The organism is Pseudomonas sp. SJZ078 (genome assembly GCF_007828255.1).
Taxonomy (GTDB): Bacteria; Pseudomonadota; Gammaproteobacteria; order Pseudomonadales; family Pseudomonadaceae; genus Aquipseudomonas.
Genome location: NZ_VIUG01000007.1, coordinates 47,692 through 61,418 on the forward strand (window position 1 = coordinate 47,692; position 13,727 = coordinate 61,418).

Consider the following 13,727-nt stretch of genomic DNA (forward strand, 5'->3'; position numbering starts at 1 on the left):
GCATATGACTGTTGATTGGAGTGGTTATGGGTGATCGGCACGACTACGTAGCCCTGGAATGGGTCAAGGGCGAGATTGCCGAAACGCTGAAGCAGGCCCATCTGGCCCTCAACCGGCTGGTGGATGACCCGCAGGCGGTGGATGCCCTTGAACAATGCCTGGCCTGCATTCACCAGGTGCATGGTGGCTTGCAGATGGTCGAGTTCTATGGCGCGGCGTTGTTGGCCGAAGAAATGGAGCACCTGTGCGTCGCCCTGCAGAACAACCGTATTGCCCACCGCGACGAAGCCATCAGTCTGTTGAGCCAGGCCTCGGGACAACTGCCGATGTACCTGGATCGCATCCAGGGGGCCCGCCGCGACCTGCCACTCGTGGTCTTGCCGCTGATCAACGACCTGCGCAGTGCCCGAGGCGAAAGCCTGTTATCGGAAACCAGCCTGTTCAGCCCGGAGTTGCCCGATATCGCGCCCCTCGGCGATGCGGCTCTGAAGCGGCTCGAGCCGGCGGACCTGCCCGGCACTTTGCGCAAATTGCGTCAGACCTTGCAAGTGGCTCTGGTGGGCCTGTTGCGCGAGCAGGATGACGCCACCCATCTCGGTTACCTGGCCAAGGTCTTCCATCGTCTGGAAGGACTGTGCGCCGGGGCGCCGCTCAATGCCCTGTGGCAGGTGGCGTCGGCGCTGGTAGAAGGCATGCGTGACGGGCGCATCGCCAACAGCCCGGCCTTGCGCAGTCTGTTCAAGGAAGCCGACAAGGAACTCAAGCGCCTGCTCGACCAGGGCATGCCCGGCATCAATCAACCGGCACCGCCGCACCTGCTCAAGAGCTTGTTGTTCTATATTGCCAAGGCCGAACATCCCAGCGGGCAGATGCAGATCATGAAAGAACGCTACTCACTGGACGACGCGCTGCCTGACAGCGCCATGCTCGACGAAGAACGTGCGCGCCTGGCCGGGCCCGACCGCGATGCCATGCGCTCGGTGCTCACCGCACTCTGCGAGGAGCTGGTGCGGGTCAAGGAGCGGCTGGACCTGTTCGTGCGCAGCGACCGCCAGCACGCCTCGGAGCTGGACAGCCTGCTGGCGCCCCTGCGGCAGATTGCAGATACCCTGGCGGTGCTCGGTTTCGGCCAGCCGCGCAAGGTCATCATCGATCAACTGGCGGTGGTGCTGAGCCTCTCCCAAGGCCAGCGCGAGCCCGACGACGCTACCCTCATGGACGTTGCCGGTGCCTTGCTCTATGTCGAGGCCAACCTCGCCGGCATGGTCGGCACCGTCGAGCCTGAAAGTCGCGAGGACAGCCAACTGCCCACCACCGACCTGACCCAGATCCACCAGATCGTCATCAAAGAGGCCCACACCTGTCTCCAACAGGCCAAGGACATGATCGTCGACTACATCGACGCCGACTGGAACAGCGAGCAATTACAGACCCTGCCGACCCTGTTGACCCAGGTCCGCGGTGCATTGGCGATGATCCCCCTGACTCGCGCTGCCGGCCTGGTGGAGGCTTGCAACGGATTCATCCGTGACCACTTGCTGCTGGGCCAGGCCCGACCGGATTGGGAAGAGCTCGACCACCTGGCCGACGTGATCACCGGCCTTGAATACTACCTGGAGCGCTTGAGCGAAGACCCGGAAACACCGGACGAGCCGCTGTTGGATGGGGTCGAGGGGAGCCTGGCCGCGCTCGGCTATCTTCCGGACGAAGCCCGGGTGCCGTTGCTCGATGACGTGCTGAGTCCCAACGAAGCCCAGGTCATGCAGGACTTGCAGGAACTGAATGATCCACAGACCGTGCAGTCCCTTGCCGACATGCTGGCCAGCCCGGTCTCGGCGGTCAATCCGCCAGCCAGGAACACGCCGGGCAGTCTGCTGCCGCCTCCGGTGGATGAGCATCCGGTGGACGAAGAGTTGCGCGAGGTCTTCCTCGAAGAAACCGGCGAAGTGCTGGAGGTGCTGCACGAGTACCTGCCGCGCTGGGCCGCTCAACCCGCTGACCAGGTCGCCCTGGTCGAAGTACGCCGGGCCTTCCACACGCTCAAGGGCAGCGGCCGCATGGTCCGGGCGCTGGTGCTGGGTGAACTGGCCTGGGCGGTGGAGAACCTGCTCAACCGGGTGCTGGAGCGCAGTGTCGAGCCGAGTGCTACGGTCCTGCAACTGGTGGACGACACGGTTCGGCTGCTGCCCGCGCTGGTCGCTGATTTTGCCGCCCATCTCCAGCGTCAGCGTGACGATGTCGACCGCTTGGCCGCACGCGCGCACGCCCTGGCCAAGGGCAGCGATGAGCTCGATGAAGACCAGGGGGACGTGGCTGCCCTCGACCCGCTGCTGTTGAAGATCTTCGACAAGGAAGCCCAGGGGCATCTCGCCGGCCTCAACCGTTTTCTCGACCAGGCCGCCGAACACCTGCCCTTGCAGGCCAGCGATGAATTGCAGCGCGCCCTGCACACCCTCAAGGGCAGCGCATCGATGGCCGGCGTGTTGCCAATTGCCGAGCTGGCCGGGGCGATGGACCGACTTGCCCGAGAATACAGGGTGCACCTGATTGCCCTCGACCTGGATGAAGTCGAGTGCCTGCTGGAGGCCGAAGGCCTGCTGCGCCTGGGGCTGCGCCAGCTGCACAGCGATCCGCTGGCGCCCATCCCCGGGGCTGCGGACCTGATCCAACGTACCCAGGCCCTGTTGGCCGAGCGCTTGCAGGCGGTCAGCGGTACCTCGGACAATGGCGCGCGGAACAAGCGCGACCCGCAACTGATCAACGATTTTCTCGCCCAGGGCATGGATATCCTGCTGGACGCCGAAAACCTGCTGCAACGCTGGCAGCAGCACCCCGGCCAGGGCCAGGAATTAAGCGCGTTGCTGGATGAGTTGACGACCCTCGGCGAAGGGGCGCACCTGGCCGATCTGCAGCCAGTGGATGAGCTCTGCGAAGCCTTGCTCGATCTCTATGGCGCCGTGGAAGAAAGCAGCCTGGCGGTCAGCGACGAATTTTTCCAGCAGGCGCAACAAGCCCACGAAGCGCTGATCGACATGCTCGATGAGTTGGCGGCCGGTCAGCACGTGCATCCACGGCCCGAGCGGGTAAAGGCCCTGCACGCGTTGCTCGAGGGCGGTCTCGACCCGTCGGCCACCGGCCTGATCCGCAGCGATGGCAGCCGTACCTTGAGCATCCGCGAGCTGGGTCATGCAACCGCCGAACTCGAACGCGACGTACCCGCTGACACGTCGATGGGCGACGACATCACCTCGATCTTCCTCGAAGAGGCCCAGGACATCCTGGAGAGCGCGGCCCAGGCCCTGCACCGCTGGCTGGCGGACCCGGACAACAGCGCGCCGCTGTCCTCGTTGCAACGGGACCTGCACACCCTCAAGGGCGGCGCACGGATGGCCGATATCCGGCCGATCAGCGATCTGGCCCAGGAATTGGAAAATCTCTACGAAGGCCTGGTGGATCGCCGCTACAGCCACAGCGATGAGCTGGCTCACCTGCTCAACAGCAGCCACGAGCGCCTCGACCTGTTGCTCGGACAATTGCAGCAGGGCCAGACCTTGGGCGATCCGGTTTCGTTGATCGACGCCATCCGCCGGTTCCGTCAGGACAAGCCGAACGCCATCGAAGGCGCCGGGTCGATCCCGGGCGATGCCGCTGGCCATGATCCCGAGCTGCTGGAAATCTTCCTGGAAGAAGGTTTCGACATCCTCGACAGCTCCGGCGCGGCTTTGCTGCGTTGGCAGGCTGAACCGTCGAATCGCCAGGCGGTGGAAACCCTGCTGCGGGACCTGCACACCCTCAAGGGCGGTGCGCGGATGGTGGAGATCGGGCCCATAGGTGACCTGGCCCATGAGCTGGAAAACCTCTACGAAGGTTTGTCCGCAGGCCTGTTGCAACCGACGCCGGCGCTGTTCGACCTGCTGCAGAGCAGTCATGACCGCCTGGCCCACATGCTCGATGCCGTACGGGCCGGCCTGGCGTGCCCGCCGGCGGACCGGCTGATTGCGCAGATCCAGGCGGTCAACCACCCGCAGGACAGCACTACGCCGGCTCCGTCGCCCGCCGTGGCCCCGGTCATGCCCGCGGCGGCCACGACGCCCGTGGCCGTCAAGCCCGAGCCAGGTGCATCGGGCGACGGTGCGGACATGGTCAAGGTGTCCGCCGAACTGCTGGACGACCTGGTGAACCTGGCCGGGGAAACCTCGATCTTCCGTGGCCGAATCGAACAGCAAGTCAACGACGCACAGGTGGCCCTGAACGAGATGGAAACCACCATCGAGCGCATGCGCGACCAGTTGCGACGGCTGGACACCGAAACCCAGGGGCGGATCCTCAGTCGCCAGCAAGTGGAAGCCGAGCGCCTGGGCTACGAAGAATTCGACCCGCTGGAGATGGACCGGCATTCCCAATTACAGCAGTTGTCCAGGGCGCTGTTCGAGTCCGCCTCGGACTTGCTCGATCTCAAGGAAACCCTGGACCGCAGCAACCATGATGCCGAGACCCTGCTGCAGCAACAGCGGCGCATCAATACCCGGCTCCAGGAAGGCCTGATGCGCACGCGCATGGTGCCGTTCGAGCGCATGGTGCCGCGGCTCCAGCGCATCGTCCGGCAAGTGGCCCAGGAGCTGGGCAAGGATGTGGAGTTTGTCGTCGATAACGCCGAAGGCGAGATGGATCGCAACGTGCTGGAGCGCATGGCCGCGCCGTTGGAACACATGCTGCGCAATGCCGTCGATCATGGCCTGGAACCGGCCGACGTGCGCATTGCCGCAGGCAAACCGGCCCGTGGACGTATCAGCCTCGACCTGTCCCGGGAAGGTGGCGACATCGTCTTCGACATCCGCGACGACGGCGCCGGCGTGCCGCTGGACGCGGTGCGGCGCAAGGCGATCAAGCGCGGGTTGCTGGCACCGGACAGTGACATCAGCGACCGCGACGTGTTGCAGTTCATCCTGCAGCCGGGGTTCTCCACCGCCGAGAAAATCACCCAGATTTCCGGGCGCGGCGTCGGCATGGACGTGGTCCACGAAGAAGTGCGGCAACTGGGCGGCAGCATGGTCATCGACTCGACCCCGGGGCAGGGTGTGCATTTCCGCATCCGCCTGCCCTTTACCGTGTCGGTCAACCGGGCCTTGATGGTGCAATGTCACGAAGACCAGTACGCGATCCCCTTGAATACCATCGAAAGCATCGTGCGGGTGCTGCCCGCCGAGCTGGAGGCTTATTACCAGCTCGATCCACCGACCTACAGCTACGCCGGGCAGCGGTATGAGTTGTGCTACCTGGGCGAGCTGCTGAAAACCGCGCCCCGGCCGAAACTGCTGGGCCAGAGCCAGCCCTTGCCGCTGTTGCTGGTGCAGTGCAACGAACGGCATGTTGCGGTGCAGGTGGATGCCACCGTCGGAACCCGGGAGATCGTGGTCAAAAGCCTCGGCCCACAATTCTCGGCGGTGCAGGGCCTGTCTGGCGCAACCATCCTCGGTGACGGCCGGGTGGTGCTGATTCTCGACCTGTTGGCGCCGCTGCGCGCCATGCCCAGCCAGGTCCCACGTCGGCCGGTACTGACCGAAGGCGAGGGCGAGCATCAACGGCCGTTACTGGTGCTGGTGGTGGACGACTCGGTGACGGTCCGCAAGGTCACTAGCCGCCTGTTGGAGCGCCATGGCATGCACGTCCTGACCGCCAAGGACGGCGTGGATGCCATGGCGCTGCTGAGCGAACATACCCCGGACCTGATGCTGCTGGACATCGAAATGCCCCGCATGGACGGCTTCGAAGTGGCGACGCAAGTGCGCAACGACCCGCGCCTGGCGCACCTGCCGATCATCATGATCACCTCCCGCACCGGCCAGAAACACCGCGACCGGGCCATGGCCATCGGCGTCAACGACTACCTGGGCAAGCCCTATCAGGAGTCCGTGCTGCTCGAGAGCATCGCCCACTGGAGCAAGACCGATGCATGACCACCGTACCCGTTACCTGACCGGGCTGCTGTTACCCCTGGCCGACCGGCATCTGGTGCTGCCCAACGTGGCCGTGGCCGAGCTGATCGACTATCAGCGCGGCACCTTCGATATGGACACTCCGCCGTGGTTCCTGGGCTGGGTCAGCTGGCGTGAACGGCAGATCCCGTTGTTGAGCTTCGAGTCGGCCTGCGACCAGAAAACCGTGATCGGCGAGCGCGCCCGCATCGCCGTGCTCAATGCCCTGGGCGGTCGCGCGGAACTGAAATTCATCGCCCTGCTGGTGCAGGGCATTCCGCGCTCCTACAAGCTTGATAGCCAATTGAGCTACGTCGACGTGCCGCTGTGCGGGCTGGAGCAGGCGGCGGTGCAGGTGGGGGAGCATGTGGCGAAGGTGCCGGATTTACTGGCGTTGGAGGAGTTGGTAATCGCCGCCGGACTCATTAGCCCCTCCGCAAGGCCTTAAGACTTGATAAGTCCCATGGATCATCTCTCTCTCAGCGATGCATTGTTTACCGTAACCCAGCAACGGATCCTGAGTTTGTTGTTCGGGAAACCGGAACAGAGTTTCTACACCAATGAGATTGCTCGCAGGGCTCAAGTGGGCAAAGGCAGTCTGATGCGCGAGCTGGAGCGCTTGCAGAATTCGGGTGTTTTGACGATGACTCGTCAAGGTAACCAAACCCACTATCAAGCCAATACACGCTGCCCTATTTACGCTGAACTGCTGGGCATCGTTCGCAAGACCATCGGTCTGGCCGAGCCAATTCGCCAGGCATTGGAACCTTTTTCCAGACAGCTGAGATGGGCGTTCGTCTACGGCTCTATCGCCAAGGATCAGGCAAACGCATCCAGTGACATAGATCTCATGCTGATCGGCGATGGGCTGCACTACAGTGAGGTGATGGAGCGGCTTATGCCCCTGGAAGAGCAACTGGGCCGTCCTCTTAACCCTACGCTCTACACGCCTCAGGACTGGGCCGCAAAATTCGCAGCTGGCAACAGCTTCGTGACGCGAGTAGCGCAACAGGACAAGATCAGCTTGCTGGGTGAAGACCCTTTGGTGCTCTGACGCTCACGGCACTGCGCTTGAGCGGTTATCGTTCGGACAAGCGTTATCTGGTTTTTCAATGCCTGATTCACACGGCAGATGCCAGCAAGCTTCAGGTCCGCATATTTGCGCTTTGCCATGAGCGGCGCAATCTTGCCGAATACGAAGGCTATATGGATGAAGATCATGGGCTTCTCGCTCAACTGATTTGAGAATGCTGTGGAACTTCTGGAGCGGGTCCGGCGACTGATGGACATCTGCTGATCCTGACGCAAGCCGCAGAATCTGAGTCCACCACAACCCTGTGGGAGCGAGCCTGCTCGCGATAGCGGAGGCCCATTCAGAGCATATGCAGACTGACCCACCGCCATCGCGAGCAGGCTCGCTCCCACAAGGGATTGACGGTGGACGTTACTTTTGTGAACACCACAGAACTTGTGGGAGCCGGGCTTGCCCGCGAAGGCGGTTGTCCATTCTGCACCGATGCAGGCTGAACCGCCGCTTTCGCGAGCAAGCCCGCTCCCACAGAGCTCGCGCCATGCGGAATACAGATTCCTTTCAACCATTACTCCAAGCGTAACGATCCGCCGTCCAGCTTGATTGATGTCCTCTCCTCATCACTCCTAAGGTAACCCCCACGACAGCGAACCCGTGGAGTGGTCATGACAACAACAATATCCCCCGACTCGCGCTGGACGCGGCGGCGCGGCGAAAAGCAGCGGCGTCTCGAACAGGTGAAGGGCATGGTCGATGGCGTGGTATTGCCCACCGACCGGATCGTCGAGGCATTGCAGGTCTTGATAGAGCCCGGCGACCGAGTGGTGCTGGAAGGCAACAACCAGAAGCAGGCGGATTTCCTCTCGCGTTCCCTGGCCAAGGCCGATCCTTCGAAGCTGCACGATCTGCACATGATCATGCCCAGCGTCGGCCGCTCCGAGCACCTGGACCTGTTCGAACGCGGTATTGCCCGTAAACTCGATTTCTCCTTCGCCGGCACCCAGAGCCTGCGCATCAGCCAGTTGCTGGAAGATGGCCTGCTGGAAGTCGGCGCGATCCACACCTACATCGAACTCTACGCCCGGCTGGTGGTGGACCTGATTCCCAACGTGGTGCTCTCGGCCGGTTTCATGGCCGACCGCGCCGGCAACATCTACACCGGCCCCAGCACCGAAGACACGCCGGCGCTGATCGAGCCGGCGGCTTTCAGCGACGGGATTGTCATTGTCCAGGTCAACCAGTTGGTGGATGACGTCAGCGACCTGCCACGCGTGGACATTCCAGCGTCCTGGGTGGACTTCGTGGTGGTGGCCGACAAGCCGTTCTACATCGAACCGCTGTTCACCCGCGACCCGCGTCACATCAAGCCTGTACACGTGTTGATGGCGATGATGGCGATCCGTGGGATCTACGAGAAACACAACGTCCAGTCCCTCAACCACGGCATCGGCTTCAACACCGCCGCCATCGAGCTGATCCTGCCAACCTACGGCGAATCCCTCGGCCTGAAGGGCAAGATCTGCCGTAACTGGACCCTCAATCCTCATCCGACGCTGATTCCGGCCATTGAAAGCGGCTGGGTCGACAGCGTGCATTGCTTCGGCACCGAACTGGGCATGGAGCATTACATCGCCGCCCGGCCAGACGTGTTTTTTACTGGCCACGATGGCTCGCTGCGCTCCAACCGCATGGTCTGCCAACTGGCCGGGCAGTACGCGGTGGACCTGTTCATCGGCGCCACCCTGCAAGTGGACGGTGACGGCCATTCTTCCACCGTGACCCGCGGCCGCTTGGCCGGATTCGGCGGTGCGCCGAACATGGGCCACGACCCGCGCGGTCGCCGGCATGGCACGCCGGCCTGGCTCGACATGCGCCATGGCGATGGCGAGGCGCCGTTGCTCGAACGCGGCAAGAAGCTGGTAGTGCAAATGGTCGAGACGTTCCAGGAGGGCGGCAAACCGACCTTCGTCGAGACCCTCGATGCGGTGGACGTGGCGAAGAAAGCCGGCATGCCCCTGGCGCCAATCATGATCTACGGCGACGACGTCACCCACCTGCTGACCGAAGAGGGCATCGCCTACCTGTACAAGGCTCGTTCCCTGGAAGAACGCCAGGCGATGATCGCCGCCGTGGCCGGGGTCACCGCCATCGGTTTGCGCCATGATCCGAAAGACACCGCGCGCATGCGCCGCGAAGGGTTGATCGCCTTGCCCGAAGACCTCGGCATCCGTCGCACCGACGCCACCCGCGAGTTGCTCGCGGCCAAGAGCGTGGCCGATCTGGTGGAATGGTCCGGTGGCCTCTACAACCCCCCCGCCAAGTTCAGGAGCTGGTAAATGCACGCCTTCAACCTGCAACCGAAAAAACTGTCCTTGGCCGAACGTCTGGCGGACATGGCGGTGGATGCGCTGATCGACGAAGCCGACCTGTCACCTAAACCGGCCTTGGTGGACCGTCGCGGCAATGGCGCCCACACCGACCTGCACCTGGGCCTGATGCATGCGTCGGCGCTGTCGCTGTGGCCGGCGTTCAAGGAAATGGCCGAGGCCGCCCTTGAGTGCGGCGAAATCGGCCTGCCATTGCGTGAAGCCCTTGGGCGGATAGGCCGAGAGGGGGAAGCGGCGATGCTTGCCACCACGGGCGGCGTGAACACCCACCGTGGCGCGATCTGGGCCTTGGGCTTGCTCGTGGCGGCAGCGGCGCTGGAACCTGAATCCAGTGTCGCCAGCGCCGTTACTTTGCGTGCCGCCTGCCTGGCCTTGCTCAACGACCGTTATGCGCCTCAACCCTTGAGCCACGGCGCCCAGGTCACCCAGCGCTACGGCGTGCGCGGTGCCCGGGAAGAAGCGCAACTGGCGTTTCCGGCGGTGACCGGTCTGGGCCTGCCGCAACTCAAGCGCAGCCGCGCGGCGGGGGCGGGCGAACAGAACGCCCGGCTCGATGCCTTGCTGGCGATCATGACCACCCTGGCCGACACCTGCGTGCTCTACCGCGCTGGCAAGCCGGGTTTGCAGGCCATGCAACAGGGCGCCAGAGCGGTGCTCGATGCCGGTGGCAGTGCCAGCCTGGGTGGTCGTCGTCAATTGCACGCGCTGGACCAACAACTGATTGCCTTGAATGCCTCGCCCGGCGGCGCTGCCGACCTGCTCGCCGCCTGTCTGTTCCTCGATCGTATCGAGCGCGGCGACGGTCTCTTCCCTGGAGTGTGCTGATGGAAACCTTATCTTTTGAATTCCCCGCCGGGCAGCCGCCACGAGGCCGGGCGCTGGTGGGCTGTGTCGGCTCGGGCGACCTGGAAGTGCTGATCGAACCAGGGCTGGCAGGCAAGTTGACCATCCAGGTGCAGACCTCGGTCAATGGCAGCGAGCAACGCTGGCAACATCTGTTTGCCCGTATGTTCGACGGCCAGACGCCACCGGCCCTGTCCATCGACATCCATGATTTCGGTGCCACCCCTGGCGTGGTGCGCTTGCGACTGGAGCAAGGTTTCGAGGAGATCGGCCATGACTGACAGCGCAGCGTTGCTCAATAAGCACAGCTTCGTCGAACTCGGCGCCCGGCAGCGGGCCAAGGCCTTGCTCGATGACGGCACGTTCCGTGAACTGCTCGACCCGTTCCAGCGGGTCATGTCGCCGTGGCTGTTGCGTCAGGGCGTGGTGCCGCAAAGCGACGACGGCGTGGTGATCGCCAAAGGCTCGCTCGATGGCCTGCCCGTGGTGATCGCCGCCATTGAAGGTGCGTTCCAGGGCGGCAGCCTCGGCGAAGTCGGCGGGGCGAAGATTGCCGGTGCGTTGGAACTGGCCGCCGAAGACAACCGCAAAGGCATTCCGACCCGCGCCGTGCTGCTGCTGGAAACCGGTGGCGTGCGGTTGCAGGAGGCCAACCTGGGGCTTGCGGCGATTGCCGAGATTCATTCAGCGATTGTCGATTTGCGTCAGTACCAGCCGGTGGTGGGCGTGGTGGCCGGCAGCGTCGGTTGCTTTGGCGGCATGTCCATCGCCGCCGGGCTGTGCAGCTATCTGCTGGTGACCCGGGAAGCGCGGCTGGGCCTGAACGGTCCGCAAGTGATCGAACAGGAAGCCGGCCTCGACGAATACGACTCCCGTGACCGGCCGTTCATCTGGAGCCTGACGGGCGGCGAGCAGCGTTTCGCCACGGGGCTGGTGGATCGTTATGCGGCCGACGATGTGACGCAGATCCGCCAGCAGGTCAGCCAATTGCTGCACTTGGGCGTACCCGTGCAACACCGCAGTGGCCAGGCCGAACTGTTCCTGCGGCGCTTGGCGCGCTTGGACACTGGTGTGCAAATCGAACCGGCAGCGGTTCGTCAGTTGTATCAGGGAGAACGCCCATGAGTGCGTATTCATTGAGAGGTTTGCGCTGGTTCGAAGCCTTGAGTGGCGATGCCAGCGCGGTACAAGGTTTGCCTGCTTCGTTGAAAGTCGCCGATGTCCGCCTGGGCGAGCAAACCGTACGCCTGCTGGCGGTGGTGGCCGATCCCGACAACCGTTTCCCACGGGCGCGCAACGGCGAAGTCGGCTTGCTGGAAGGCTGGGGCTTGGCCAAGGCGGTGGATGACGCCATTGCCGCCGACCGCGATGCGCCTGCCAAGCGCCCACTGATCGCCATTGTCGACGTACCGAGCCAGGCCTATGGCCGACGCGAAGAAGCCCTGGGCATTCATCAGGCCTTGGCCGGCGCGGCGGACAGCTATGCCCGTGCGCGACTGGCCGGGCACCCGGTGATTGGCTTGCTGGTGGGCAAGGCGATGTCGGGGGCGTTCCTGGCCCACGGCTACCAGGCCAACCGGCTGATCGCCCTGCGCGATCCGGGCGTGATGGTCCACGCCATGGGCAAGGCCTCGGCGGCGCGGGTGACCTTGCGCAGTGTCGAAGAGCTTGAAACCTTGGCCGCCAGCGTGCCGCCGATGGCCTATGACATCGACAGTTTTGCCAGCCTGGGCCTGCTGTGGGAAACGTTGTCGGTGGAGCAGATCGAACAACCGACGGCGGCTGATCTGGCGCGGGTGACCGATTGTCTGCAACAGGCGATCAGTGATGTTGCCACTGCGCCTCGCGACTTACGCAGCCGCCTCGGTGCGGCCCATCGGGCCGCCTCCAGCACGGTTCGCCAATTGTTGAGCGCGCAGTGGTGAACAACCTCATGGCCCACGACCTGCTCTGGGGGCTGACCCCGGAGCGGTTGCCTGCGGATGCGCCGGCCTGGGCCGTTGAAGCCTTGAGTCTCGGGCAACCGGTGGTGGTGCGAAGGGCGATGTGCGCTGCGGGATACGTTGCGGTGGGCGTGCGCGGGCAATCGCGGGAACAACGTTACGCCACGTCGATACCGGTGGTGGCGATCAAACGCCGGGTGCGCCCCGAAGACCTATGTCACGTCGAATCCCGTCGCGACCTGCCGGCCTTGCACGCGCTGTCCCGGCTGCGTCCGTTGCTCGACGCCAGCGGTTGGACCTGGGGCATCAGTGGCAGCACCGGGTTCGAACTGGCCAGCGGTATCGAGGTGCTGCATGAGCGCAGCGACCTGGACCTGATCCTGCGCACGCCGCAACCGCTGGATCGCCTTCAGGCCAGGGAGTTGCTGGCGCAGTTGGACGGCTCGGCATGCGCCGTGGATATGCAATTGCAAACCCCCTGCGGCGGCGTCGCCTTGCGCGAGTGGGCGGGAGCGTCGCCTCGGGTCTTGCTCAAGGATAATGTTCAGGCCCGGCTGGTGAGCGATCCTTGGCAGCCTTCAATGGAGCAGGTCGCGTGAGCAGTCTCTTCGTCTTTCCCGGCCAGGGTGCGCAGCGCGTGGGCATGCTCCATGGGCTGGCGCCGCTGATTCTGGAAGAGGCGGGGGATGTGCTCGGTGAAGACGTCTTGCGACTGGACAGCGCCGGGGCGTTGCAATCGACCCGCGCCGTGCAGCTGTGCCTGCTGATCGCCGGCGTGGCGGCGGCCCGCCGATTACTTGAACAAGCCCCCGCGCCGGATTATGTGGCAGGGTTGTCCATCGGTGCGTATCCGGCGGCGGTCGTTGCCGGGGCGCTGGGCTTCGAGGATGCGCTGCGGCTGGTCAGCCTGCGCGGCGAACTGATGCAGCAGGCCTATCCACAAGGTTACGGCATGACCGCGATCATCGGCCTGGACCTCGCCGTCGTGGAAGGGTTGCTGGCCCAGGTGCACAGCGATGCAACGCCGGTCTACCTGGCCAATATCAACGCCGATAACCAAGTGGTCATCGCCGGCAGCGACGAAGCCATGGGCCTCGTCGCTGAACGGGCCCGTCGACAAGGCGCTGGTAAAGCCTGTCGGCTGGCGGTGAGCGTGCCCTCCCATTGCCCGCTGCTGGAGGTTCCGGCACGGACATTGGCCCAGGCGTTTGCCGAGGTGCCGTTGAAAGTACCCTCTCTGGGCTATCTCAGCGGCAGCCGTGCCCGACCGGTGATCGGCGCTGAGGCGCTGCGTGACGACCTGGCATTCAACATGTGCCGCGTCGTCGACTGGCGCGGCACCGTGCAAAGCGCCTACGAGCGTGGCGTGCGGCTACAGATCGAACTGCCACCCGGCGCGGTACTCACCGGGCTGGCGCGCCGGGTGTTCGAGCAGGGTACCGTCATTGCCTTCGACGGTGCCCGGCTCGATACCTTGCAGGCGCTGTTGCGTGAGGAGGGAAGCCGCCAACCCTAGACACCGACTCAAGCTGACGAAGCACAAAAACAA

General features: G+C 64.2%; 10 protein-coding genes and 1 pseudogene. All 11 read left to right on the top strand.

From position 1 onward, the window contains the following. Nucleotides 1–26: 26 nt before the first annotated feature. The 11 genes and pseudogenes from FBY02_RS08985 (at nt 27) to mdcH (ending at nt 13,694) form a co-directional block, all read left to right on the top strand. Nucleotides 27–5,957, top strand: a complete 5,931-nt coding sequence (locus FBY02_RS08985) for an Hpt domain-containing protein (protein WP_144926216.1) — start codon at nt 27–29, stop codon at nt 5,955–5,957. Next, a complete protein-coding gene (locus FBY02_RS08990) occupies nt 5,950–6,423 on the top strand; it encodes a chemotaxis protein CheW (protein WP_144926219.1) in 474 nt (157 codons plus the stop codon). Before FBY02_RS08985 ends, FBY02_RS08990 begins: the two co-directional genes overlap by 8 nt. A gap of 15 nt (nt 6,424–6,438) precedes the next feature. Further along, nucleotides 6,439–7,029, top strand: a complete 591-nt coding sequence (locus FBY02_RS08995; protein ID WP_144926222.1) for a transcriptional regulator — start codon at nt 6,439–6,441, stop codon at nt 7,027–7,029. Beyond that, nucleotides 7,023–7,272: pseudogene (locus FBY02_RS09000) on the top strand (hypothetical protein); the annotation flags it as partial. The gene FBY02_RS08995 and the pseudogene FBY02_RS09000, both read left to right, overlap by 7 nt. A 398-nt stretch (nt 7,273–7,670) precedes the next feature. After that, the gene (mdcA, locus tag FBY02_RS09015) at nt 7,671–9,341 is read left to right on the top strand and encodes a malonate decarboxylase subunit alpha (protein WP_144926225.1); all 1,671 of its coding nucleotides are present in this window, start codon (nt 7,671–7,673) and stop codon (nt 9,339–9,341) included. Next, on the top strand, nt 9,342–10,217 hold the full coding sequence (locus tag FBY02_RS09020; protein WP_144926228.1) for a triphosphoribosyl-dephospho-CoA synthase: 876 nt from the start codon (nt 9,342–9,344) through the stop codon (nt 10,215–10,217). Further along, nucleotides 10,217–10,516: a malonate decarboxylase subunit delta gene (locus tag FBY02_RS09025; protein ID WP_003206454.1), complete on the top strand. Its 300-nt coding sequence runs from the start codon at nt 10,217–10,219 to the stop codon at nt 10,514–10,516. The genes FBY02_RS09020 and FBY02_RS09025 overlap by 1 nt, the downstream gene beginning before the upstream one ends. Next, on the top strand, nt 10,509–11,360 hold the full coding sequence (locus tag FBY02_RS09030; protein ID WP_144926231.1) for a biotin-independent malonate decarboxylase subunit beta: 852 nt from the start codon (nt 10,509–10,511) through the stop codon (nt 11,358–11,360). The genes FBY02_RS09025 and FBY02_RS09030 overlap by 8 nt, the downstream gene beginning before the upstream one ends. Continuing rightward, nucleotides 11,357–12,160, top strand: a complete 804-nt coding sequence (mdcE, locus tag FBY02_RS09035; protein WP_144926234.1) for a biotin-independent malonate decarboxylase subunit gamma — start codon at nt 11,357–11,359, stop codon at nt 12,158–12,160. The genes FBY02_RS09030 and mdcE overlap by 4 nt, the downstream gene beginning before the upstream one ends. Beyond that, complete coding sequence (locus FBY02_RS09040; protein WP_178112002.1) at nt 12,154–12,777, top strand: malonate decarboxylase holo-ACP synthase; 624 nt, start codon at nt 12,154–12,156, stop codon at nt 12,775–12,777. Before mdcE ends, FBY02_RS09040 begins: the two co-directional genes overlap by 7 nt. Beyond that, nucleotides 12,774–13,694 (top strand): malonate decarboxylase subunit epsilon, encoded by a 921-nt coding sequence (gene mdcH / locus FBY02_RS09045; RefSeq protein ID WP_144926240.1) that lies wholly within the window; start codon nt 12,774–12,776, stop codon nt 13,692–13,694. Before FBY02_RS09040 ends, mdcH begins: the two co-directional genes overlap by 4 nt. Nucleotides 13,695–13,727 lie beyond the last annotated feature (33 nt).

Coding starts and splice junctions, on each gene's coding strand:
- FBY02_RS09030 (WP_144926231.1), top strand. CDS start 10,509: ATGACTGACAGCGCAGCGTTGCTCAATAAGCACAGCTTCGTCGAACTC.
- FBY02_RS09020 (WP_144926228.1), top strand. CDS start 9,342: ATGCACGCCTTCAACCTGCAACCGAAAAAACTGTCCTTGGCCGAACGT.
- mdcE (WP_144926234.1), top strand. CDS start 11,357: ATGAGTGCGTATTCATTGAGAGGTTTGCGCTGGTTCGAAGCCTTGAGT.
- FBY02_RS08985 (WP_144926216.1), top strand. CDS start 27: ATGGGTGATCGGCACGACTACGTAGCCCTGGAATGGGTCAAGGGCGAG.
- mdcA (WP_144926225.1), top strand. CDS start 7,671: ATGACAACAACAATATCCCCCGACTCGCGCTGGACGCGGCGGCGCGGC.
- FBY02_RS09025 (WP_003206454.1), top strand. CDS start 10,217: ATGGAAACCTTATCTTTTGAATTCCCCGCCGGGCAGCCGCCACGAGGC.
- FBY02_RS08990 (WP_144926219.1), top strand. CDS start 5,950: ATGCATGACCACCGTACCCGTTACCTGACCGGGCTGCTGTTACCCCTG.
- FBY02_RS08995 (WP_144926222.1), top strand. CDS start 6,439: ATGGATCATCTCTCTCTCAGCGATGCATTGTTTACCGTAACCCAGCAA.